The 22039-nt window shown below is 69.1% G+C and carries 20 protein-coding genes; 6 read left to right on the top strand and 14 right to left on the bottom strand.

Annotated features, from left to right (window positions below):
• The first annotated feature begins 37 nt into the window (after positions 1-37).
• Positions 38-2008: a penicillin-binding protein 2 gene (gene mrdA / locus AC1VNX_RS32955; protein WP_483161705.1), complete on the top strand. Its 1971-nt coding sequence runs from the start codon at positions 38-40 to the stop codon at positions 2006-2008.
• 135 nt (positions 2009-2143) lie between these two features.
• On the opposite strand, the gene fahA is transcribed toward mrdA, so the two are convergent.
• From fahA to AC1VNX_RS32925, 6 genes are all read right to left on the bottom strand, one after another.
• Positions 2144-3409: a fumarylacetoacetase gene (fahA, locus tag AC1VNX_RS32950; RefSeq protein ID WP_483161704.1), complete on the bottom strand. Its 1266-nt coding sequence runs from the start codon at positions 3407-3409 to the stop codon at positions 2144-2146.
• 141 nt (positions 3410-3550) lie between these two features.
• Entirely contained in the window at positions 3551-4525 is a 975-nt protein-coding gene (locus AC1VNX_RS32945) for a Bug family tripartite tricarboxylate transporter substrate binding protein (RefSeq protein WP_483161703.1), read from the bottom strand.
• Positions 4522-5835 carry a homogentisate 1,2-dioxygenase gene (gene hmgA / locus AC1VNX_RS32940; protein ID WP_301503807.1) on the bottom strand — a complete coding sequence of 438 codons (1314 nt, stop codon included), beginning with the start codon at positions 5833-5835 and terminating at the stop codon, positions 4522-4524. Before hmgA ends, AC1VNX_RS32945 begins: the two co-directional genes overlap by 4 nt.
• Before the next feature lie 30 nt (positions 5836-5865).
• Positions 5866-6063: a DUF2783 domain-containing protein gene (locus AC1VNX_RS32935; RefSeq protein WP_483161702.1), complete on the bottom strand. Its 198-nt coding sequence runs from the start codon at positions 6061-6063 to the stop codon at positions 5866-5868.
• Between the two features lie 13 nt (positions 6064-6076).
• A complete protein-coding gene (locus AC1VNX_RS32930) occupies positions 6077-7714 on the bottom strand; it encodes an FAD-dependent oxidoreductase (protein WP_483161701.1) in 1638 nt (545 codons plus the stop codon).
• 141 nt (positions 7715-7855) lie between these two features.
• Complete coding sequence (locus AC1VNX_RS32925) at positions 7856-8815, bottom strand: MBL fold metallo-hydrolase (RefSeq protein WP_483161700.1); 960 nt, start codon at positions 8813-8815, stop codon at positions 7856-7858.
• A 146-nt stretch (positions 8816-8961) separates the two neighbouring features.
• Between AC1VNX_RS32925 and AC1VNX_RS32920 the strand changes: the two genes are divergently transcribed.
• Both AC1VNX_RS32920 and AC1VNX_RS32915 read left to right on the top strand, forming a co-directional pair.
• Positions 8962-9813 carry an IclR family transcriptional regulator gene (locus AC1VNX_RS32920; RefSeq protein ID WP_483161699.1) on the top strand — a complete coding sequence of 284 codons (852 nt, stop codon included), beginning with the start codon at positions 8962-8964 and terminating at the stop codon, positions 9811-9813.
• Complete coding sequence (locus AC1VNX_RS32915; RefSeq protein ID WP_483161698.1) at positions 9810-10580, top strand: SIR2 family NAD-dependent protein deacylase; 771 nt, start codon at positions 9810-9812, stop codon at positions 10578-10580. The genes AC1VNX_RS32920 and AC1VNX_RS32915 overlap by 4 nt, the downstream gene beginning before the upstream one ends.
• A 3-nt stretch (positions 10581-10583) precedes the next feature.
• Here the strand turns inward: AC1VNX_RS32915 and AC1VNX_RS32910 are convergent, their stop codons facing one another.
• From AC1VNX_RS32910 to AC1VNX_RS32885, 6 genes are all read right to left on the bottom strand, one after another.
• The gene (locus AC1VNX_RS32910) at positions 10584-10805 is read right to left on the bottom strand and encodes a hypothetical protein (protein WP_454902289.1); all 222 of its coding nucleotides are present in this window, start codon (positions 10803-10805) and stop codon (positions 10584-10586) included.
• A gap of 27 nt (positions 10806-10832) precedes the next feature.
• Complete coding sequence (locus tag AC1VNX_RS32905; protein ID WP_483161697.1) at positions 10833-11525, bottom strand: ABC-type transport auxiliary lipoprotein family protein; 693 nt, start codon at positions 11523-11525, stop codon at positions 10833-10835.
• Between the two features lie 26 nt (positions 11526-11551).
• Positions 11552-12511 (bottom strand): MlaD family protein, encoded by a 960-nt coding sequence (locus AC1VNX_RS32900; protein ID WP_483161696.1) that lies wholly within the window; start codon positions 12509-12511, stop codon positions 11552-11554.
• A gap of 5 nt (positions 12512-12516) precedes the next feature.
• Positions 12517-13368, bottom strand: a complete 852-nt coding sequence (locus tag AC1VNX_RS32895) for an ABC transporter ATP-binding protein (RefSeq protein WP_483161695.1) — start codon at positions 13366-13368, stop codon at positions 12517-12519.
• Positions 13369-13372: 4 nt separating this feature from the next.
• On the bottom strand, positions 13373-14539 hold the full coding sequence (locus AC1VNX_RS32890) for an MlaE family ABC transporter permease (RefSeq protein WP_483161694.1): 1167 nt from the start codon (positions 14537-14539) through the stop codon (positions 13373-13375).
• Between the two features lie 148 nt (positions 14540-14687).
• A complete protein-coding gene (locus tag AC1VNX_RS32885) occupies positions 14688-15617 on the bottom strand; it encodes a LysR family transcriptional regulator (RefSeq protein WP_483161693.1) in 930 nt (309 codons plus the stop codon).
• Positions 15618-15738: 121 nt separating this feature from the next.
• Between AC1VNX_RS32885 and AC1VNX_RS32880 the strand changes: the two genes are divergently transcribed.
• Positions 15739-17256, top strand: coding sequence for a CoA-acylating methylmalonate-semialdehyde dehydrogenase (locus tag AC1VNX_RS32880; protein ID WP_301503797.1), 1518 nt, complete (start codon positions 15739-15741; stop codon positions 17254-17256).
• A gap of 82 nt (positions 17257-17338) precedes the next feature.
• Positions 17339-18967, top strand: coding sequence for a GMC family oxidoreductase (locus AC1VNX_RS32875; protein ID WP_483161692.1), 1629 nt, complete (start codon positions 17339-17341; stop codon positions 18965-18967).
• A gap of 12 nt (positions 18968-18979) precedes the next feature.
• Here AC1VNX_RS32875 and tetR read toward each other — a convergent pair whose 3' ends face one another.
• A complete protein-coding gene (gene tetR / locus AC1VNX_RS32870) occupies positions 18980-19651 on the bottom strand; it encodes a tetracycline resistance transcriptional repressor TetR (RefSeq protein ID WP_301503795.1) in 672 nt (223 codons plus the stop codon).
• Positions 19652-19736: 85 nt separating this feature from the next.
• Between tetR and tet the strand changes: the two genes are divergently transcribed.
• The gene (gene tet, locus AC1VNX_RS32865) at positions 19737-20963 is read left to right on the top strand and encodes a Tet(A)/Tet(B)/Tet(C) family tetracycline efflux MFS transporter (RefSeq protein ID WP_483161691.1); all 1227 of its coding nucleotides are present in this window, start codon (positions 19737-19739) and stop codon (positions 20961-20963) included.
• A 10-nt stretch (positions 20964-20973) separates the two neighbouring features.
• On the opposite strand, the gene AC1VNX_RS32860 is transcribed toward tet, so the two are convergent.
• Positions 20974-22023 (bottom strand): ABC transporter substrate-binding protein, encoded by a 1050-nt coding sequence (locus AC1VNX_RS32860; protein WP_483161690.1) that lies wholly within the window; start codon positions 22021-22023, stop codon positions 20974-20976.
• Between the last annotated feature and the right edge of the window lie 16 nt (positions 22024-22039).

Below are 22039 nucleotides of genomic sequence, written 5' to 3'. Positions count from 1 at the left end.
TGCCATCGCACCTGCGCGCGCCTAAGCTCCCATCGCCATGACCGAAATCCGCAACGTCGCAGCCGATCTTGCGCGCTTCAAGCGCCGCGTGATCGTCATCGGGCTGGCGGTGCTCTTCGCGTTCGGGCTGCTGTGCGCGCGGCTGGTCTACCTGCAGGTCACGCGCCACGAAGACCTGGCCGAGCAGGCCGAGAGCAACCGCACGGCGGTGGTGCCGGTGGTGCCCAACCGGGGGCTCATTCTCGACCGCAACGGCATCGTGCTGGCCTCCAACTACTCGGCCTACACGCTGGAGATCACGCCCTCCAAGGTGAACGACGTCGAGGAAACCATCGACAGCCTCACGCAGGTGCTCGAGGTCTCGCCGCGCGACCGCCGCCGCTTCAAGCGCCTGCGCGAGGACTCGCGCAGCTTCGACTCCATCCCGATCCGCACCCGCCTGAGCGACGAGGAAGTCGCCCGCTTCGCGGCCCAGCGCTACCGCTTCCCCGGCGTGGAGATCAAGGCGCGCCTCTTCCGCAATTACCCGCAGGGCGAGCTGGCCTCGCACGTGCTCGGCTACATCGGCCGCATCAACCAGCGCGAGAAGACCGCGATGGAAGACTGGGACGAGGAAGACCAGGCCAACTACAAGGGCACGGACTACATCGGCAAGCTGGGCATCGAGCAGAGCTACGAGAAAACGCTGCACGGCCAGACCGGCGTGGAGCAGATGGAAACCTCCGCCGGCGGCCGCGCCGTGCGCCGCCTGGCCAGCCACCCGGCCACGCCGGGCAACACGGTGATGCTGTCGCTCGACATCAAGCTGCAGAAGCTGGTGGAGGACATGTACGGCGACCGCCGCGGCGCACTGGTGGCCATCGACCCCAAGACCGGCGAGATCCTCGCTTTCGTGAGCAAGCCCACCTTCGACCCGAACCTCTTCGTCGAAGGCATCGACAACGAAAGCTGGGCGGCGCTCACCGAATCCATCGACAAGCCGCTGCTGAACCGCGCGCTGCGTGGCACCTACCCGCCGGGCTCCACCTACAAGCCCTTCATGGCGCTGGCGGCGCTGCAGACCGGCAAGCGCGGCCCCAGCGTGGTGGTGAACGACCCCGGCTACTTCAATTTCGGCGGCCACCGCTTCGGCAGCCCCGAGGGCAACCTGGGCGGCGTCGACATGCGCCGCTCGATCCAGCTGTCGAGCAACATCTACTACTACTCGCTGGCCAACGAGATGGGCGTGGACCTGATCCACGACTTCATGAAGCCGCTGGGCTTCGGCCAGATCACCGGCGTCGACCTCGGCGGCGAGGTGCGCGGCGTGCTGCCCAGCACCGAGTGGAAGCGCAACACCTACAAGCGGCCCGAGCAGAAGAAGTGGTACGCGGGCGAGACCATCTCGCTGGGCATCGGCCAGGGCTACAACAACTTCACCATGCTGCAGCTGGCGCAGGCCACGGCCATCGTGGCCGACGGCGGCCTGAAGCACAAGCCGCACCTCGTGCTGGCCACGCGCAACACGGTGAGCGGGCAGGTGGTGCCGCTGCCGCAGCCGCCGGCGGAAAACCTCGGCTTCTCGGCCGCCAACGTCGCGGTGATCCGCGAGGGCCTGACCAGCGTGGTCACGAGCGGCACGGCGCGCGGCGTGTTCGCGGGCGCGGCCTACCAGGCGGCCGGCAAGACCGGCACGGCACAGGCGGTGACGCAGGCGCAGAACACCAAGTACAACGCGCGCGCGCTCGAAGAGCACCAGCGCGACCACGCCCTTTTCATGGCCTTCGCGCCGGTGAACGACCCGAAGATCGCCGTGGCGGTGATCGTGGAAAACGCCGGCTGGGGCGCGGGTGCCGCGGCTCCCATCGCGCGCCGGGTGTTCGACTACTGGCTCGCCAACCAGTACCCGAGCGAGGCGGACATGGCCGCCATCAAGATCGGCAAGGCGACCGCGCCGATCGGCAAGCCGCGCGTGGCCGCCGAGGTGGCCTGGCCCGCGGCTGCGGCCACGCCCGCTACCGCTCCCTGACCCGGTATTACCCCCTCTCCCCTTGGGGAGAGGGTTGGGGTGAGGGCATTGGCATCGAACTCAAAGCCGCGCTTCGTCAGAGGCACAGAGCCCTCACCCTGGCCCTCTCCCAGAGGGAGAGGGGAAAAGACAGGCTCAGACCACCGTTCCGCTGACTTCGCCCAGCCCGATGCGCACCGCACCCGCGCGCTCGCAGTAGCCACGGATCACCAGCGTGTCCCCGTCTTCCAGGAAGGTGCGCTTCTCGCCGTTGGGCAGCGTGATCGGCTGCTTGCCACCCAGCGTCAGCTCGATCAGCGAGCCGGCCTCGTCGGGCTTGGGGCCCGAGAGGGTGCCCGAACCCAGCATGTCGCCCGGCTGCAGGTTGCAGCCATTCACCGTGTGGTGCGCGACCAACTGCGCGGCCGTCCAGTAGGCCGCCTCGGCGGTGTTGCCGCGCGTCAGGCGCACGGGCGCCACGCCCTCGGCGCGCATCTTCGCGGTCTGCAGCAGCACTTCGAGGGTGATGTCGAGCGCGCCGCTTTCGCGGTTCGATGCCGAGTCGAGGTACGGCAGCGGCTGCGGGTCGCCGGCGGGGCGCTCGAACTTCGAGCGGAAGGGCGCCAGCGCCTCCATCGTCACGAGCCAGGGCGACAGCGTGCTGGCGAAGTTCTTCGACAGGAAGGGGCCGAGCGGCTGGTATTCCCAGGCCTGCAGGTCGCGCGCGGACCAGTCGTTGAGCAGCGTCACGCCGAACAGGTGCTCCTCGGCGTCGGCGATGGCGATGGGCTCGCCCTGCGCGTTGCCACGGCCGATGAAGAAGCCCAACTCCAGCTCGTAATCCAGCCGCTTCGACGGGCCGAAGCTCGGCTCGGCCGCGTCGGGCGCCTTGGTCTGGCCGTGCGGGCGCTTGAACGTCTCGCCGCTCACCCCGATGGACGAGGCACGGCCGTGGTAGCCGATGGGCACCCACTTGTAGTTGGGCATCAGCGGCTGGTCGGGGCGGAACAGCTTGCCGATGGTGGTGGCGTGGTGGATGCCCGTGTAGAAGTCGGTGTAGTCGCCGATGCGGCAGGGCACCGTCATCTCGGCCCTGGCCTGCGGCAGCAGCGCCTTCGACCACGCGGCCTGCTTGTCGCTGCCTTCGGCCAGGCCGGCGGAGATGGCGGCACGCAGTGCCTGCCGCTCCTTCGTGCCGGCTTCCATCAGCGCGTTCATGTCATCGGTGTCGACCAGGCCTGCCGCGCGCAGGTCCAGCACCTGGTCGCCGATGGCGACGCCGATGCGGAAGGCTTCGCTGCTGCCGGCGGCGCGGAAGCGGCCGAAGGGCAGGTTCTGGATCGGGAAGTCGATGCCGGCCTCGTTGGCCGATGCGACCCAGCTGCGCAGCTTCGGGTCATGGGTGGCGTTCAGTGTGGTCATGGAGGATGTCTTTCAAGCAAATGTTCTGAAGGGTCCGGACTCTTTCGAGGAACACCGCGGAACCGGCTTTGCCGGGCCGCAGGTGTTGCCCCCGGTAGGGGGTTGGCGGCCACACGAAGTGGGCAAGCCTGGGGGCGAGCTCTACTCTGCGGACATGCCAGCCTTCTTGGCGACGTCGCCCAGGCGCTTGTATTCGGTATCGCTCAGCTTCGCGAGCTCCTGCGGCGTCGAGCCGCGCGGCGAGAAGCCGGCCTGTGCCAGCTTGGCCTTCACGTCGGGCATGGCAAGCGCTTCGACGAAGGCTTCGTTCAGCGCCTTGACGACCGGCGCCGGCAGGTTGGCCGGGCCGTACACGCCGAACCACGGCTCCAGCGCGTAGCCCTTCAGGCCCGCCTCGGCCATGGTCGGCACGTCTGGCAGCGAGGGCGAGCGCGTCGGGCCCGCCACCGCCAGCGCGCGCAGCTTGCCGGCCTGGATGTGCGGCAGCGAGGCCGGCAGGTTGTCGAACATCACGCCGATGTTGTTGCCCAGCATGTCGGTGATGGCCGGGCCGCTGCCCTTGTAGGCCACGTGCACGAGATCCGTGCCCGTCATCTGCGCGAACATCACGCCCGCCAGGTTCATCGAGGTGCCGGCGCCCGCGGTGGCGTAGGGCAGGCCGGGGTTCTTCTTCGCCGCGGCGATCAGCTCGGGCACCGACTTCACGGCCGAGGCAGCCGGCACTTCGAGCACGATGGTCGAGGTGCCCAGCAGGCTGATGGCGGTGAAATCCTTGCGCGGATCGAAGGCCATCGACTTGTAGATGTGCGGGTTCAGCGCATTGGTCGAGATCGCGCCGAAGCCGATGGTGTAGCCGTCGGGCGCGGCCTTGGCCACCGCATCCATGCCGATGTTGCCGCCCGCGCCGCCGCGGTTGTCGACGAGCACCGGCTGGCCCAGCTTCTCCGACACCTTCTGGCCCACGGTGCGCGCCACCAGGTCGGTGGTGCCGCCGGGGGTGTAGGGCACGATGAAGCGGATGGGCTTGGAGGGGTAGTCGGCCGCGTGCGCGAGGAAGTGCACGGCGAGCAGGGCAATGGCCGCAGCGCGGCGTGTGAGGGTGAACACGGTCTTCATGCCTTGAACTGATCCTTGAGGCCCGCCCAGCAATCCGCGTAGTCGGTATCGAGCGCCGGGCTCTTCAGCGCGAAGTTCGTCGGCACGAAGCGGTAGCGGCTCTCGAACATGAAGGCCAGCGTGTTGTCCAGCTTGTGCGGCTTGAGGTCGGCGTTCGTGGCCTTGTCGAAGGCTTCCTCGTCGGGGCCGTGCGGCACCATGCAGTTGTGCAGGCTCGCGCCGCCGGGCTTGAAGCCGCCCGGCTTGGCGTCGTATTCGCCCAGCACCAGGCCCATGAACTCGCTCATCAGGTTGCGGTGGAACCACGGCGGACGGAAGGTGTTCTCCATCACCATCCAGCGCGGCGGGAAGATCACGAAGTCGCAGTTGGCTGTGCCGGGCGTGTCGCTGGGCGAGGTCAGCACGGTGAAGATCGACGGATCGGGATGGTCGAAGCTGATCGAGCCGATCACCATGAAGTGCGCCGTGTCGTACTTCACCGGCGAGAGGTTGCCGTGCCAGGCGACCACGTTGAAGGGCGACTGCTTCATCGGCGCCTGCCAGAAGCGGCCGCCGAATTTCTTGACGATCTCGTAGCCGCCTTCCTCGGTCTCGAAGGCCGCCACCGGCGCCTGGAAGTCGCGTGCGTTGGCCAGACCGTTCGAGCCGATGGGGCCCAGCTCGGGCAGGCGGAAGTGCGCGCCGTAGTTCTCGCACACGTAGCCGCGCGAGAGCCCATCGGGCAGCGCCACCTTGAAGGCCATGCCGCGCGGCAGCACCGCGATCTCGCCGGGCTTCACGTCGAGCACGCCCAGCTCGGTGGTGATGACCAAGCGGCCCTGCTGCGGCACCACCAGCATCTCGCCGTCGGCATTGACGAAGGCGCGCCGCTCCATCGAGCGGCCGGCCAGGTACATCAGCGAACCGATGCCGACCTGCGACTCGGCGTCGCCGTTGGCCGCGATGGTGCGCATGCCATCGACGAAGTCGGCCTTGGCCGCCGCTTCGTCCAGCGGCTGCGGGTGCCAGCGCAGCGGCTCCGGCGGCAGCGCGACCTCGCGGTCGGCGCCGGTGCTCCACAGCGGCTGGGCATAGGGCTGGTAGCGGCCCGACACCACCGACGGCTGGCGGCGATACAGCCAGGTGCGGCGGTTCTCGTGGCGCGGCGCGGTGAAGGCGGTGCCGGAGATCAGCTCGGTGTAGAGGTCGAAGGGCCCGCGCTGCGGGTTGTTGCGACCTTGCGGCAGCGCGCCGGGCACGGCCTCGGAGGCGTATTCGTTGCCGAAGCCGCTTTGATAGCGGCGCTCGGTGGTAGAGGTTGCGGCGGTCATGTGGTCCTCATGGATGGCTTGAATGGGGCGCTACTTCGCTGCCGCGAGCGCTTCGCGCAGCACGGCGAGCGAGCCGATGTGGTTGGCCAGCACCAGCACGAGGCGCGCGTTGTACGCGTTGCTCTCGTCGGTGCTCAGGCCCTGGTGCGCGTCGATCAGCGCTTCGTAGAAATCGTCGGGCGCCTCGAGGTGCGCTTCGGTGATCAGCGTTGGGGCGGATGCGGTCATTGCGTTGGTCCCGTCAGTGTTTGCCGAGCGCGCGATCGACGGCGCCGCGCACCTGCGCCGCCGACGGGGCGCGCCAGCGCGCGCACACGTGCTGGTCGGGCCGCAGCAGGTACACGGTGCCGGGGCGGGCGTCGTAGCGCTGGGCGGCGAGCTCGCTGCCCCTGGCGTCGTCTTCCATGCGCACCACGTGCAGCGGCCGGTCGCTGGCCCGCAACTCGGCCAGGCTGCGCTCGGCCGCCTCGCCCTGGCCGAACACCAGCGCGGTGAACTGCGCGACATGGCATTCGCGCAGCAGCCAGCCGGTGCTGCCGTCGGCGTGCACCACGGGCGCGTCGGCCGCCGCGGCACCCGGCACCATCGCGCCCGAGAAGGCGTCGGTGTCGGGCGTGTTCAGCGGCGAGTCGCGCAGCACCGAGGGCACCGAGAGTCGGCCGCTGTTGACCAGCGTGCGCGCGAAGGCGTGGCGCTTCGTCAGCTCCAGCACCGCGTCGCGGAAGAGCCGGCTCACCTCGCTCTTGGGCGTGATGAAGTCGGTGGCACGGGTGGAGTTGCGGATGTTCTCGTCGGCGGCGTATTCGCGCTCGCTGGCGTAGCTGTCGAGCAGCGTGTCGGGCGCGTTGCCCTGCACCACGGCCGCGAGTTTCCAGGCGAGGTTGTCGGCGTCCTGCACGCCCGAGTTGGCGCCGCGCGCGCCGAAGGGCGACACGCCGTGCGCCGAGTCGCCAGCGAACAGCACGCGGCCGTGGCGGAAGCGTTCCATGCGCTGGCAGGCGAAGGTGTAGACGCTGGCCCAGCCGATCCGGAACTGCACGCCCTCGAAGCCGATGCTGTCGAGCAGCGCGCGCACGCGCGGCGTGATGTTCTCGGGCTTGCGCTCTTCCACCGGATCGGCGTCCCAGCCGAGCTGGAAGTCCACGCGCCACATGCCGTCGGCCTGCTTGTGCAGCAGCACGCTCTGGCCGGGGTGGAACGAGGGGTCGAACCAGAAGCGCCGCTCGGTGGGCAGGTCGGCGTCCATCGTGATGTCGGCGATGAGGAAGCGGTCGCGGAACACGCGGCCCTTGGCCTCCAGGCCCAGCATCTGGCGCATGTTGGAGCGCGAGCCGTCGCAGGCGGCGACATGGTCGGCCTGCAGCCGGTAGTTGCCCTCGGGCGTTTCCACCGTCAGCACCGCGCCGTCGTCGCCCTGCTCGATGCCGGTGACCTTGTTGTTCCAGCGCAGGTCGATCAGCGGCAGCGCCGCCGCGCGTTCGACCAGGTAGCCCTCGACGTAGTACTGCTGCAGGTTGATGAAGGCCGGGCGCTCGTGGCCGGGCTCGGGCAGCAGGTCGAAGCGGTAGACCTGCTCGTCGTGGAAGAACACCTTGCCCACGTTCCACGACACGCCCTTGTCGACCATGCGGTCGCCGCAGCCCAGGCGGTCGAACACTTCCAGCGTGCGCTTGGCGAAGCAGATCGCGCGCGAGCCGCTGGACAGGGTGTTGTCGTTGTCCAGCAGCACCACGGGCACCTGCCGCAGCGCGAGGTCGATGGCCAGCGTGAGCCCGACCGGGCCGGCGCCGACGATCACGACGGGGTGTTGCGCCGGTGCCGCCGCGTCCTGGTCGGCGTGGCGTTTGTAGTCGAAGCGCAGGCTTTGATAGTCGATCACGTGTTGTCTCCGTGCCTTTGTCTTTGTCTTGCTCCTTCCCCCTTTGGGGGAAGGTTGGGATGGGGGCAAGCGGCGTTATCTCCGGGCGCTCTGCCTGCCCCCACCCCAGCCCTCCCCCAGCGGGGAGGGAGCAATGCGGGATCAGCCCTCGAGGGCCTTCCACATCTCGACGTCGCGCTCGGCCGTCCAGATGCGCGGGTCGGCATGGCCCGAGGCCTCGTCGTACGCGCGGCTCACGTCGAAGGGCATGCAGTGGTCGAAGATCACCCACTGGCTGTACTTGGGCTGCAGCTTCGCGTAGGTCTCCTTGTAGACCGCGTTCAGGTCGCGCCCGGCCTTCACGCCTTCCTGCACGCTGGCGTAGACGTCGGAGATGAAGTCGCGCGTTCCCGTCAGGCCCTCGGCCACTTCGGCCGGCGTGGTCAGCGCGGCGCCGCGGCCCGGCACCAGCGCCACGGGCTTGAGCGCGGCGATGTTGTCCAGCGTCTGCGGCCAGTCCTTGAAGTAGGCGTCGCCGGCGTACGGGGTGGCGCCGAACTCGACCAGGTCGCCCGACAGCAGCGTGCGCTCCTGCGGCAGCCAGACGACGGTGTCGCCCTTGGTGTGGCCGCGGCCGAGCTGGATCAGCTGCACTTCCAGCTTGCCCAGCCACAGCGTCATCTTGCCGGTGAAGGTCATGGTGGGCCAGGTCAGGCCCGGCGGCACCGTCTCGACGTTCTGGAACAGGCGCGGGAAGCGGCCGATCTCGCTGGCCTTGTCCTGCTCGCCGCGCTCGACGATCAGGTCGCGCGTGTCCTGGCTGGCCAGGATGTGCTCGGCGCCGTAGCCGGCCGCGCCCAGCACCCGCACTGCGTGGTAGTGGGTGAGCACCACGTACTTGATGGGCTTGTCGGTCACCTCGCGGATGCGGCGCACCACGTCGGCCGCCATGGCGGGCGTGGCCTGGGTGTCGGCCACCAGCACGCAGTCGTCGCCGATCACGATGCCAGTGTTGGGGTCGCCTTCGGCGGTGTAGGCCCAGGCATGTTCGGAGATCTGGCTGAAGGTGATCTTCTTCTCTTCCATGTCGGCCTGGCTGGCGAATTTCTTGGCTTGGCTCATCGGGGTGTCTCCGTCGGTGTGGTGGAATTTGGGATTCGTCTAAGTCGAACGAATTCGCGGTTAACGAATTTTCGCAGTGTAAGCGCCGGATCAGTTAATGTCTAATCCCTTCTTCATGAACGAACGACCAGAAGGCGAGGCCGGCCATGGCAGCCAGTGACAGCGACCGCGCCCAGCGCGGCATCCAGAGCATCGAAGTCGGCGGCCAGCTGCTGCGCGCGCTGGTGCATCACGGCCGGCCCATGGCGCTGAAGGACCTCGCGCGCGAGGCCGACATGACGGCCGCCAAGGCGCACCCGTACATGGTCAGCTTCGGGCGCCTGGGCCTCATCGAGCAGGACCGCGCCAGCGGCCACTATCTGCTTGGCCCGCTCGCCTTGCAACTGGGCCTCATCAGCCTGCAGCAGGCCGACCCGGTGCACATCGCCACCCCGCTGATCGCCCAGTTGGCCCAGCAGACCGGCCACACCGTGGCGCTGGCCGTGTGGGGCGCGCGCGGCGCGACCATCGTGCGCACGGCCGAGTCGCCCTCGCCGGTGCACGTGAACATGCGGCACGGCACGGTGTTCTCGCTGACCAACACGGCCTCGGGCCGGGTGTTCGCAGCCTTCCTCGATGCTGACGTGGTGCGCCATCTGCTCGAGGACGAGCGCCAGCGCCAGAAACAGCGCAAGGGCACCGAGCCCGTTCCGGCCGGCATGCCGCCGGTGCAGCCGCTGCCCTCGTGGAGCGACTTCGAGCGTCAGCTGCAGGAAGTGCGTGCGCACGGCATCAGCCGCTCCGACGGCGAGGTCATCGAAGGCGTGAGCGCCATGGCCGCGCCCGTCTTCGACCACACTGGCGCCATCGTGCTGGCCGTGACCGCCATCGGCCCGGCCGGCATCTTCGACACCGCGTGGGACGGCGAGATTTCCCGCGCGCTCAAGGCCTGCGCCGATACCGTGTCGCAGCGCCTTGGCGCCGCCGCCACGCCAGCTTCCCCCAGACCAGAGAGATGACGACGCCAGTCACACCGGATATTTCTTCTTCCTCTTCTTCTTCCCCTGTTCACGCGGCCACCGAACTGCTGGCCAACGCCCGGCGCATCGTCGTCTTCTCCGGCGCCGGCCTGTCGCGCGCCTCGGGCATTCCGACCTACCGCGACGCCGACGGCCTGTGGAAGAACCAGAACGCGCTGCAGTTCTCGCATGCCGAAGACCTTCAGCGTGATCCTTCGGGCTTCACGAAATTCTGGGCGCAGCGCCAGTCGGTGATCGAGTCGGCCCAGCCCAACCCGGGCCACACCGCGCTCGCGCTGCTGCAGCGGCTGCGCCCCGCCACGCGGCTGGTCACGCAGAACGTCGACGGGCTGCTCACGCTGGCCGGCGGCCAGGATGTGCTGGAGCTGCACGGCTCGCTGCGCCGCTGGCGCTGCGACCGCTGCGGCAACCGCAGCGGCCCCTGGCCGTTCCACCGCTGCCTGCGCTGCGGCTCGCACGCGCGGCCCGACGTGGTGATGTTCGGCGAGATGCTGAATGCCGGCGTGCTGCTCGACGCGCAGGTGGCGGCGCAGGAGTGCGATCTGTTCGTGGTGGTGGGCAGCACCACCATCGTCTACCCGGCGGCCGAGCTACCGCAGACGGCGCTCGCGCACGGCGCGCGGCTCATCACGCTGAACCTGGAGCCGCTGCCGCACCTGGACGACGCGGCGGCGGTGGTGCTGTGCGGCACTTCCGAAGACCTGCTGCCGCAGCTGCTGGCCGGGCTGTCGGGCCAGCGGGCCTGAAGCTCAGCCCTTCCGGCCCCCAAGCAGCACCAGCGCCCCGCCCACCACGATCACGGCCACGCTGGCCCAGGTGGGGAAGTTGACGGTCTGCTTCTCCTTCATGGAGAACTCCAGCGGGCCGAGCTTGGCCTCATGGGTTTCCTTGGTGAAGCTGAAGCTGCCGAGGCCCAGGGCAGCGATGCCGGCCACGATCAGCAGGATGCCGACGATGCGTGTTGCGTTCATGGTGTCGATCCTCCGTCCGTTGAATGGCTACCGCCGCGGTTGTTGCTGTTGCTGCTGCTGCTGCGGGGCTTGCTGCTGCAGCTGGTCCACCCATTGCACCACTTCGGCGACCACTGCGTCGCTGGCCGAGATCAGCGACTTCACGCCGCCGGGCGCATCGGCGCTGGGGGCGGGGCGGCGCACGGTGAAAGTACGCTGGCCCAGCACGCGGTCGCCGCCGGCCGAGCTGCGGACCAGCGTGGCGCGCAGGCGCACCAGGCCCACGCTGGCGCTCGCCGATTCGAAGTAGTGGCTGAACTCGTCGAGCGAGATGCGCAGCGTGTCGGGCGCCTCGCCCCGGCTGCGCGAGATGGTGGCTGCCTCTTCCGGGCCGAGCACCATGCGGCGCTCCGAGAGCGTGTCGCGCAGCCGCTGGCGCAGCAGCTGCGAAGGCGGCAGGCTCCAGCGCGACTGGCCATAGGGCCGCAGCTCGTTGGCATCGGCATAGCCCAGCCGGTAGAGGATCTGCGTGCCTTCGAGGCGGGAGTTGCTCTCGAACTCGGCCAGCGACAGCGTCGGCAGGGTGGCCGGGGCGGCCGTCGCGGCGGGCATCGCCGGGCCGGGGCCGAAGTCGTAGAGCGTGGCGCGCGCGGGCTTGTCGGGCAGCGCGCCGCAGCCGGCAATCATCAGCAGGGCGCAGCCCAGCGCGATGGCGGCAGGGGTCTTGCGAATGGCGTTCATGGTCGGTGATCCTCCCCCGTTCGAGTTCAGGGCCGCGCCGCGGCCGGCGCGTGGAAGCCCGGCTCGCCAGGGCCGGCGGCCGCGCCGCCGTTGCCGAACAGCAGCGATTGCGGGTTGTCGTTGATGCTGTCCGCCGCGCGGCCCAGCCGGCGCACGGCGTGCGAGGTGTCGTCGGCCACGCGGTTCACGCGCGGCAGCGTGGCGGCGTTGAACGAATCGACCGCCTGTGCCAGCGCCCGGGTGCCTTCTCCCAGCCTTTCCATCGGGCCATCGGGCGCATTCAGCCGGCCCACGGTGGTGTTGAAGTTGTTGGCCACGCGCGAGACGTCGCCGGCGGCCTTCTTCACCGAGGCCAGCGTGTCGGGCAGCTTGGTGAGCGCGGGGTTCAGGCCGGTCTTCACCGTGTTGTCGAGCGTCTTCAGCAGCGTGTTGGCGCTGGCCGAGGCGGCCGCGATGTTCTCCAGCGCGTCGGCCGCGCGCTTCTGGTTGGGGTCGCTCAGCAGCTGGTTGGCGCGCTTGGTCACTTCCTCGACCTGGTTGATGATGGCCTCGCCGCGGTCCTGCAGCTGCGCCAGCATCGAGGGCTTGAGCGGAATGCGCGGCGGGTCGTCGTTGTTCGGCTTGAGCGCGACGGTCGATTCGCCCTTGTCGTCCAGCGCGATGAAGGCCAGGCCGGTCACGCCCTGGTAGCTCAGCGTGGCGAAGCTGGAGGTGGTGAGCGGCACGCGCTCGTCGACCGAGATGCGCACGCGCACATTGCCCTTGACCTTGGGGTCGAAGTCGATCGACGCGACCTTGCCCACCGCGATGCCGCGGTAGCGCACCATGGCCTGCGGCTGCAGGCCGCTGACCGCGTCGCGGGTGGAGAGCTCGTAGATGTTGCGCACGGTGTTGTCGCGCGTGAACCAGACGACCAGCGCGACGAGCGCGGCGATCAGGCCGAGCACGAAAGCGCCGGCGGCGAGGGCGTGGGCCTTGTTTTCCATGGTGGCTACCTACCTTTCAGCGGCCTGCCCGGGGCAGGCTTTGCGGGGGATTGTCCGGCTGGCTTGTCGTGCAGCGCTTCGAGGGCGCGCTGGCCGCGCCCGCCGAGGAAGTATTCGTGGATGAAGGGATGCGGATACGCGATGACCTCGCGCGCCGCGCCGGTGACGATCACCTTCTGGTCGGCCAGCACTGCGATGCGGGTGCTCAGGTCGAACAGCGTGTCCAGGTCGTGCGTGACCATCACCACCGTGAGGCCCAGCTCGCGGTGCAGGCCGCGCAGCAGGTCGCAGAAGCTGTCCGACGCCTCGGGGTCGAGGCCGGCGGTGGGTTCGTCCAGCAGCAGCAGCGGTGGGTCCATGATGAGCGCGCGCGCCAGCGCCACCCGCTTGATCATGCCGCCCGACAGGTCGGCCGGACTCTTGTTGGCATGCTGCGGGCCCAGGCCCACCATCTGCAGTTTCACCAGCGCCGCGTGGCGGATGAGCTCGTCGGGCAGCAGCTTCAGCTCGCGCAGCGGAAAGGCGATGTTCTCCAGCACGCTGAAGGCCGAGAACAGCGCGCCGTGCTGGAACAGCATGCCCACGTTGGCCGCGCCCGAGGCGCTGAGCTCGCCGGGCTCCTGGCCCAGCACTTCCACGTGGCCGCGCGTGGGCTTCTCCAGCCCGAGGATCTGCCGCAGCAGCACCGTCTTGCCCGTGCCCGAGCCGCCGACCAGCGAGAGCACCTCGCCGCGGTCGATGTGCAGCCGCAGGTCGCGATGCACCACCTGCTCGCCGTCGGCGCTCTGGAACACGGTCCACAGGCCGCGGATGTCCACCACGGTAGTGTCGGTGTCGGGGCGCACGGGCATGCTCATGGTGTCAGGCCCTGAATCCGATGCCCTTGAAGAGCACTGCGAAGAGCGCGTCTACAAGGATCACCGCGGTGATCGAGGTGACGACCGACTGCGTGGTGCCGCGCCCGAGGCTCTCGGTATTGGGCTTGACCTTCATGCCGAAGTGGCAGCCGATCAGCGCGATAAGGATGCCGAACACCGCCGACTTGGTCATGGCCAGCCACAGGTTCGAGATCGGCACCGCGCGCGGCAGGGCCGAGAGGAAGTAGGCCGGCGAAATGTCAAGCGCCGCGTCGGCCGCCAGCATGCCGCCGGCGAGCGCCGCCATCGAGGTCCACAGGCTGATCAGCGGCATCGCGATGGCCAGCGCCAGCACGCGCGGCATCACCAGGCGGAAGCCGTGGGGGATGCCCATCACGCGCATCGCGTCGAGCTCCTCGGTCACGCGCATCACGCCGATCTGCGCCGTGATGGCCGAGCCCGAGCGCCCGGCGATCAGCACGGCCGCCAGCACCGGCCCCAGTTCGCGGATCAGCGAGAGCCCGAGGATGTTCACCACGAAGGTCTCGGCGCCGTACTGGCGCAGCTGCTGCGAGATCAGGTAGGCCAGCACCACGCCGATCAGCAGGCCGACCAGCGCCGTGATGTGCAGCGCCGTCGCGCCGAACTGATACAGGTGCCCGGAAAAATCGCGCCACGGCCCGCGATGCGGCGCGCGCGCCAGCCGGCCGAGGTCGAGCGCGAGCTGGCCGATCAGCGCGGTGAAGTCGCGCACCACGTACATCACGCGCGGCCCGTTGTGCGAGAACTCGCGGATGCGGTCGTTCAGCGTGGGTGAGGGCTCGTCGGGCGTGGCGACGGTGTATTGCGCCACCTGGTCGAGCACGGCCTTGTGCTGCGGCGACAGCTCGATGGTGGCGGGCCACTCGTGGCGCCAGTGCTCCCACAGGAGCTGCGCGCCGATGTGGTCGAGCTGCTCAATGGGCCGCAGGTCCCAGGCGCGGTCGTCGGCGGGCGGGGCTGCCTTCAGGCTCTGGTCCAGCGCCTGCCAGGCCGGCTTGGACGACATCGCCAGCGTGGTCCACCGGCCGCTGGCCACCGTCCATTGGCGACCCTCCTGCTCACGTTGCCCGACGCGGGGCCACGCGCTGTCGGCGGCGGAGGCGTCGGCAGGCGATGGAGCGGGAGACATGGCTGGATGAGAAATAAGTGAGGCGGGTGAGGGGAAAAGTTAACAAAACCCGGGTCAGGTGAGCGCATCGTAACCGCGTGCATCCGGAGTCAAGGTGCGCCAGACCCTTCGTTCGCGTAGGGCACCACGCCGTTTCTTCAGGTTTTCTTCAGGGCGCGAAGCCATCGGACAGTGCCTCGCGCAGCCAGCCCACGAAGGCCGTCACCGCCTGCGGCACGTGCGTGGCGTAGGGGCGTATTGCATACAGGCGCTCGCCGAAGGCGCCCACCGAGCGCCATTGCGGCAGCACCTGCTGCAGCTTGCCCGACTGCAGCGCCGCCTGCGCGCTGAAATCGGGCACCAGCGCGATGCCCAGCCCGGTCAGCGCCGCGTCGCGCAGCGCCTCGCTGTTGTTGGCGACCAGCGGCCCCGAGACCGGCACCGTGATGCGCGGCGCCGATGCCTTCGCCTCGAAGTGCCAGGTCGGCGTTTCCTGCGCGCGCGGGTAGTGCAGGCAGTCGTGGCCGGCCAGCGCCTGGGGCTCGCGCGGCGTGCCGCGGCGGCGCAGGTAGGCGCGGCTGGCCACCAGCACCGAGCGGGTTTCGCACAGCGTCCAGGCCACGTGCGTGTCGGGCGGCGCGGCCGTGTGGCGGATCGCGAGGTCGAAGCCTTCCATCGCCAGCGAGCTGAGCCGGTCCGACAGGTCGAGCTCGATGCGCACTTCGGGCTGCGCGCGCAGGAAGTCGGCCAGCCGGGGCACCAGCTGCTGGCGCGCGAAGGCCACCGGCGCCGTGACCCGCACCAGCCCGCGCGGCACGCCCGCGAGGTCGCGCACGCCGGCGAAGCTGTGGGCGATCTGCTCGAAGGGGCCGCGCATGTCCTCCACCAGCCGCTGGCCGGCCTCGGTGAGCCGCACGCTGCGCGTGGTGCGCTGCACCAATGGCGCGCCGGCCGCGCGCTCGAGCTCGGCGATGCGCTGGCTCATGGCCGCCTTGCTCACGCCCAGGCGCAAGGCGGCGGCGGTGAAGCTGCCCTGCTGCGCCAGCACCGTGAGCCAGTGCAGGTGCGTCCAGAGCGACTCGATATTTTGGGGTTTCATGCCTGCATTGTTCGCCAACGTGAACAATAAGTTCAAGCATCGCGACTAGGCGGGGAACAACGCGCTGCCTAAACTGGCCGCACTCTTCCTTCGGATCCAGCCTCTTTCAGGGTTCTCCCCCATGTCCACTTCCGCTACTTCCATCGACCACTTCATCGCCGGCAAGCCCGCAGCCAACACCTCCGGCCGCACGCAGGACGTGACCAACCCCGCCACCGGCGCCGTCACCGGCAAGGTCGGCCTGGCCAATGCGGACCAGGTCTCGGCCGCCGTCGCCGCCGCTCAGGCCGCCTTTCCGGCCTGGGCCGACACGCCGCCGATCCGCCGCGCGCGCGTGATGTTCAAGTTCCTGCAGCTGCTCAACGAGCACAAGGACGAGCTGGCTCACATGATCACCGCCGAGCACGGCAAGGTCTTCACCGACGCGCAGGGCGAAGTCAGCCGCGGCATCGACATCGTCGAGTTCGCCTGCGGCATTCCGCAGCTGCTCAAGGGCGACTTCACCGACCAGGTGAGCACCGGCATCGACAACTGGACGCTGCGCCAGCCCCTGGGCGTGGTCGCCGGCATCACGCCCTTCAACTTCCCGGTGATGGTGCCGATGTGGATGTTCCCGGTGGCCATCGCCGCGGGCAACACCTTCATCCTCAAGCCCAGCCCGACCGACCCGACGCCCTCGCTGCGCATCGCCGAGCTGCTGAAGGAAGCCGGCCTGCCCGACGGCGTGTTCAACGTCGTGCAGGGCGACAAGGCCGCGGTCGACGCGCTGCTGGAGCACCCCGACGTCAAGGCCATCAGCTTCGTCGGCTCGACGCCCATCGCCAACTACATCTACGAGACCGGCGCACGCCACGGCAAGCGCGTGCAGGCCCTGGGCGGCGCGAAGAACCACATGGTGGTGCTGCCCGACGCCGACATCGATCAGACCGTGGACGCGCTGATCGGCGCCGGCTACGGCTCGGCCGGCGAGCGCTGCATGGCCATCAGCGTGGCGGTGCTGGTGGGCGACGTGGCCGACAAGATCATTCCCAAGCTCATCGAGCGCACGAAGACGCTGCAGGTGTTGAACGGCGAGAACCTCGCGGCCGAGATGGGCCCGATCGTCACCCGTGCCGCGCACGAGCGCATCACCGGCTACATCGACCTGGGCGAGAAGGAAGGCGCGAAGCTCTTGGTCGACGGCCGCAAGTTCGATGGCAACAAGGCGGGCGAAGGCTGCGGCGACGGCTTCTGGATGGGCGGCACGCTCTTCGACCACGTCACGCCCGAGATGCGCATCTACAAGGAAGAGATCTTCGGCCCGGTGCTCAGCTGCGTGCGCGTGGCCAACTTCAAGGACGCGATCGACCTCGTCAACGCGCACGAGTTCGGCAACGGCGTGAGCTGCTTCACCCGCGACGGCAACGTGGCGCGCGAATTCAGCCGCCGCATCCAGGTGGGCATGGTCGGCATCAACGTGCCGATCCCGGTGCCGATGGCCTGGCACGGCTTCGGCGGCTGGAAGCGTTCGCTCTTCGGCGACATGCATGCCTATGGCGAAGAGGGCGTGCGCTTCTATACCAAGCAGAAGTCGGTGATGCAGCGCTGGCCGGAGAGCATCGGCAAGGGGGCCGAGTTCGTCATGCCTACCGCGAAGTAGCATGCAGGGCGGCGCGAGGGGCGCCGCTTTTTCTCGTCGAAAACTCCGTCGAACAGAACAAAGAGAGACAAGGCAGCACGCCATGAGCGACACCCAATTCGACTACATCGTCATCGGCGCCGGCACCGCCGGCTCGCTCATGGCGAACCGCTTGAGCGCCGACAAGAACCGGCGCGTGCTGCTCATCGAGGCGGGCCGCAAGGACGACTACCACTGGATCCACATTCCGGTCGGCTACCTGTACTGCATCGGCAATCCGCGCACCGACTGGCTCTACAGCACCGAGCCCGACGCGGGCCTCAACGGCCGGGTGCTGCGCTATCCGCGCGGCAAAACGCTGGGCGGCTGTTCCAGCATCAACGGCATGATCTACATGCGCGGCCAGTCGCGCGACTACGAACACTGGGCCGACCTCACCGGGGACGACGGCTGGCGCTGGCAGAACGTACTGCCTGCCTTCAGGAAGCACGAGGACCACTACCTGGGCGCCGACGAGATGCACGGCGCGGGCGGCGAGTGGCGCGTCGAGAAGCAGCGGCTGCGCTGGGACATCCTCGACGCCTTTGCCGAAGCGGCGGTGCAGGCCGGCGTGCCGCACTCCAGCGACTTCAACCGCGGCAACAACGAGGGCGTGGGCTACTTCCAGGTCAACCAGAAGAACGGCTGGCGCTGGAACACCGCCAAGGCCTTCCTGCGCCCGACCTGCTACGGCAGGCCCAACTTCGAGCTCTGGACCGGTGCGCAGGTCTCGCGCCTGCTCTTCGAGACGCAGGCCGACGGCACGCGCCGCTGCACCGGCGTCGAGGTGTGGAACGGCACCGAGAAGGTCACCGCGCGCGCCACGCGCGAGGTGGTGCTGAGCGCCGGCGCCATCGGCTCGCCACAGATCCTGCAGCTCTCGGGCGTGGGCCCGGCCGAACTGCTGCGGCAGCACGGCGTCGACGTGGTGCTCGACGCGCCCGGCGTCGGCGCCAACCTGCAGGACCACCTGCAGATCCGCGCGGTCTACAAGATCTCGGGCGCGCCCACGCTCAACGTGATGGCCTCGTCGATGATCGGCAAGGCGAAGATCGGCCTCGAATACGTGCTCAAGCGCAGCGGCCCGATGAGCATGGCGCCCTCGCAGCTCGGCGCCTTCACGCGCAGCTCGCCCGATCGCGAATGGCCCAACCTGCAGTACCACGTGCAGCCTCTGTCGCTGGACGCCTTCGGCGATCCGCTGCACAGCTTTCCGGCCTTCACCGCGAGCGTGTGCAACCTCAACCCGACGAGCCGGGGCTCGGTGCGCATCCGCAGCAACCGCTTCGAGGACGCTCCGGCCATCGCGCCCAACTACCTGAGCACCGACGAGGACCGCAAGGTGGCCGCCGAGTCGCTGCGCGTCACGCGCCGCATCGCCGAGCAACCGGCGCTCGCCAAGTACAAGCCCGAGGAATGGAAGCCCGGCGTGCAGTACCAGACCGACGAGGACCTGGCTCGCCTGGCCGGCGACATCGCCACCACCATCTTCCATCCGGTGGGCACCACCAAGATGGGCGCCGACAACGACCCGACGGCGGTGCTCGATTCGCGCCTGCGCGTGCGCGGCGTGCAGGGCCTGCGCGTGGTGGATGCGGGCGCGATGCCCACCATCACCAGCGGCAACACCAACAGCCCGACGCTCATGATGGCCGAGAAGGCCGCGGGCTGGATCGTCGAAGACAACCGCTGAGCGGAGCGCGTTTCAGCGGCGCGGCGCGGGCGGCTTGTCCGCCATCGCACGGCGGCGTGCGGCCGGCGCATTGCCCGCCATGCGCGCCTTCGCGCCTTCCAGCATGAGATCGACGCCGATCTCGAACAGCGCGTCGGGCCCGGCCCGGCGGTAGTTGGCGAAAGCCTCGGCCAGCAGCGGGCGCGAGGCCGCTGCGGCGTCGAGCGCCTGCTGCTGCTCGGCCGCGTCGGGCGGTGTCGCCTGCTGTTCCAGCACGCAGCCCACGGTGTAGCGGCCCAGCGCGATCAGCAGCGTCATCGCCTGCGGCGCGGGCAGGCCCAGGCGGACCACCGAAGCGAGCTGCTCCTCGACCATGTCGAGGTCGGCCGGATCGGGCTCGGAGCCCGCGTGCAGCCGCGCGCCGTCGCGACGCGCCAGCAGCGCGCGGCGGAAGCTGCGCGCGTTCTCGCGCAGGAAGGCATCCCAGGTCTCGCCGGGCTCAGGCAGCTTGCGTTCGTGGACGCGGCGCAGGATCTCGCCGTTCATCGCGTCGAGCAGGGCGCGCTTGTTCCTGAAGTGCCAGTACAGCGCGGGCTGCTGCACGCCCAGCCGCTCCGCCAGCAGCCGTGTGCTGAGCTTGTCCATTCCAACCTCGTCGAGCAGCGCGAGCGCTGTCTCGAGGATCACTTCGCGGTCCAGTTTCATTCTTCCGATGTGCGTGCTTGCGTGCCGATGCCGACCGGCGAGGGTACTTCACAGTCCAGAATTTATCGCTGATAATTCCTTATCAATGATAAATTCAAACACCCTTCCAACTCCGCTCGCGAGCGGCAGCCGCCATGCGCATGCCGTGATCCTCGCGATCGTCACGCTCGACGCGATCGGCATCAGCCTGGTCATGCCGATCGTGCCCAGCCTGCTGCGCGAGGTCGGCCATACCGGCGACCTCGGCTGGCGCTTCGGCGCTTTCCTCTCGCTCTACGCGCTGATGCAGTTCCTCTGCGCGCCGGTGCTCGGTGCGCTCAGCGACCGCTTCGGCCGCCGCCCGGTGCTGCTGGTCTCGGTGGCTGGAGCCGCCATCGACGCGCTCTTCATGGCCTTCGCGCCTTCGCTGTGGATGCTGTTCGTCGGCCGCGCGATCGCCGGCATGACGGGCGCGAACATGGCGGTGGCCTCCGCCGCCATCGCCGACCTCACGCCCGAGAGCCAGCGCGCGCGCTGGTTCGGCCGCATGGGTGCCTGCTTCGGCATCGGCTTCATCGCGGGGCCGGCGCTCGGCGGCGTGCTCGGCGACCACGGCGTGCGGCTGCCCTTCATCGCCGCCGCGGTGCTCAACGGCCTGACTTTTCTCGCGGCCCTGCTGCTGCTGCGTGAGTCGCGCCCGGCCAAGCTCGCCACGCAGCCGTTCGACCGTGGCGTGCTGCATCCGCTCGCGCCGCTGCGCTGGGCGAAGAGCTTTCCCGCGCTGCTGCCCATCCTCGGCGTGTTCACGGTGCTGATGCTGGTGGGCGAGGTCGCCGGCACCACCTGGGTGCTCTACGGCGAGGACAAGTTCTCGTGGAACGGCACCATGGTCGGCGTCTCGCTCGCGGTCTTCGGCCTGATCCAGGCGCTGATGCAGGGCTTCGTGGCGGGCCCGCTGGTCGAACGCTGGGGCGAGCGCGCGGCCATCGCCATCGGCACCGCGGCCGACTGCATCGCCTATGCGCTGATGGCTTTCGCCACCCAGGGCTGGATGGCACTCGCGCTGCTGCCGCTCTTGTGCACGGGCGGCATCGGCGCGCCCGCGCTGCAGTCGATGCTCTCGGCGCGCGTGGGCGAGTCCGAGCAGGGCCGGCTGCAGGGCGTGCTCGCGAGCCTCTCGAGCCTGGCCTCGGTGTTCGGGCCGCTGCTCATCAGCCAGCTCTACTTCGCCTTCCGCCTGCGCTTCCCCGGCATCGCGTGGCTGTTGGGCGCTGCGGTCTACCTGCTGTGCATGCCGGTGCTGCTGCGCAGGAGCAGCGACGCGCGCGGCTGATCGGGAAGCGTCACTTCTCGATAGTTTTGTTCCAGCGCGCGTTCCATGCGGGACGGTTCGCGTTGATGCTCTCCCAGTCGATGGTCACGGCGGTCTTCATCCACTTGTTGATGTCCGCCACCTGGGCCACGCCGTCGCCCACCACCGGCGCCTTCGGGTTGGTGGGAATCTGCGCGCCGTACTGCAGCACGTTGGCCTGCGCCAGCGGGCTCAGCAGGAACTCGGCGAGCTTCTGCGACAGCTCGGGCTCGCTGTTGTTGGCGATCACGCATTGGCCCACCATGAGCACCACCGCGCCTTCCTTGGGCGGCGCGTATTCCACCGGGATGCCCTTGCTCTTCATCGCGGCCACGGCCGTGGGCGTGAGCGGGAAGATCGCGGCCTCGCCGGTCTGCACCATCTCGGAGAGCTTGGCCGAACTGGGGATGTACTCCAGCACGTTCGGCCCGATGGTGGTGGGCCAGGCCTTGAAGCCGGGTTCCACGTTCTTGTCGTTGCCGCCCTGGATGCGGTTGAACATCAGGAAGCCGTGCAGCCCGAAGGAAGACGACGACACCGACTGGAACACCACCTTGCCCTTGTACTTCGCATCGGCCAGGTCCATCCACGACGTGGGCGGTGCCCAGCCCTTCTCCTTGAACATCTTCGCGTTGTAGGCCAGGCCCGTCATGCCCAGGCTCACGCCGCTGGCCATGTCGTCCTTGAAGCGCGCGGCCGGGTAGATCTCGCCGAGCGACTGGCTGGGCTTCTGCTTCTGGCACAGGCCCATGCCAATGGCGCGCACCATCACGCCGTCGTCGAGGAACATCACGTGCATCTGCGGCTTGTCCTTGTTGGCCTGCGCCTTGGCGAGGATGTCGGAGGAGGTGCCCGGCACCACCACCACCTTCGCGCCGTAGGCCTTCTCGAAGGCCGGGAAGACGTACTGCGTGTACGCCTTCTCCATCGTGCCGCCGTTCATGCCGATGTAGAGGGTCTTGGTCTGCGCGCCGGCGATGCCGGCGGCCGCGAGCAGCGCGGCCAGGAGCGGAAGGGTTCTGATCGATGACTTCTGGGACATGACGATGCTCTCCATT

Source organism: Variovorax sp. TLI9-5A, assembly GCF_056867935.1.
This window is presented reverse-complemented; position numbering and strand designations above follow the sequence as displayed.

Excerpts from the sequence above, each read along its gene's own strand:
- AC1VNX_RS32925 (WP_483161700.1), bottom strand. The coding sequence starts at position 8,815 with ATGAGCCAAGCCAAGAAATTCGCCAGCCAGGCCGACATGGAAGAGAAG.
- AC1VNX_RS32895 (WP_483161695.1), bottom strand. The coding sequence starts at position 13,368 with ATGAGCATGCCCGTGCGCCCCGACACCGACACTACCGTGGTGGACATC.
- AC1VNX_RS32935 (WP_483161702.1), bottom strand. The coding sequence starts at position 6,063 with ATGACCGCATCCGCCCCAACGCTGATCACCGAAGCGCACCTCGAGGCG.
- AC1VNX_RS32915 (WP_483161698.1), top strand. The coding sequence starts at position 9,810 with ATGACGACGCCAGTCACACCGGATATTTCTTCTTCCTCTTCTTCTTCC.
- AC1VNX_RS32875 (WP_483161692.1), top strand. The coding sequence starts at position 17,339 with ATGAGCGACACCCAATTCGACTACATCGTCATCGGCGCCGGCACCGCC.
- AC1VNX_RS32905 (WP_483161697.1), bottom strand. The coding sequence starts at position 11,525 with ATGAACGCCATTCGCAAGACCCCTGCCGCCATCGCGCTGGGCTGCGCC.
- hmgA (WP_301503807.1), bottom strand. The coding sequence starts at position 5,835 with ATGACCGCCGCAACCTCTACCACCGAGCGCCGCTATCAAAGCGGCTTC.
- AC1VNX_RS32920 (WP_483161699.1), top strand. The coding sequence starts at position 8,962 with ATGGCAGCCAGTGACAGCGACCGCGCCCAGCGCGGCATCCAGAGCATC.
- fahA (WP_483161704.1), bottom strand. The coding sequence starts at position 3,409 with ATGACCACACTGAACGCCACCCATGACCCGAAGCTGCGCAGCTGGGTC.
- AC1VNX_RS32945 (WP_483161703.1), bottom strand. The coding sequence starts at position 4,525 with ATGAAGACCGTGTTCACCCTCACACGCCGCGCTGCGGCCATTGCCCTG.
- mrdA (WP_483161705.1), top strand. The coding sequence starts at position 38 with ATGACCGAAATCCGCAACGTCGCAGCCGATCTTGCGCGCTTCAAGCGC.
- tet (WP_483161691.1), top strand. The coding sequence starts at position 19,737 with ATGATAAATTCAAACACCCTTCCAACTCCGCTCGCGAGCGGCAGCCGC.
- AC1VNX_RS32860 (WP_483161690.1), bottom strand. The coding sequence starts at position 22,023 with ATGTCCCAGAAGTCATCGATCAGAACCCTTCCGCTCCTGGCCGCGCTG.
- AC1VNX_RS32880 (WP_301503797.1), top strand. The coding sequence starts at position 15,739 with ATGTCCACTTCCGCTACTTCCATCGACCACTTCATCGCCGGCAAGCCC.
- AC1VNX_RS32910 (WP_454902289.1), bottom strand. The coding sequence starts at position 10,805 with ATGAACGCAACACGCATCGTCGGCATCCTGCTGATCGTGGCCGGCATC.
- AC1VNX_RS32885 (WP_483161693.1), bottom strand. The coding sequence starts at position 15,617 with ATGAAACCCCAAAATATCGAGTCGCTCTGGACGCACCTGCACTGGCTC.
- tetR (WP_301503795.1), bottom strand. The coding sequence starts at position 19,651 with ATGAAACTGGACCGCGAAGTGATCCTCGAGACAGCGCTCGCGCTGCTC.
- AC1VNX_RS32900 (WP_483161696.1), bottom strand. The coding sequence starts at position 12,511 with ATGGAAAACAAGGCCCACGCCCTCGCCGCCGGCGCTTTCGTGCTCGGC.
- AC1VNX_RS32890 (WP_483161694.1), bottom strand. The coding sequence starts at position 14,539 with ATGTCTCCCGCTCCATCGCCTGCCGACGCCTCCGCCGCCGACAGCGCG.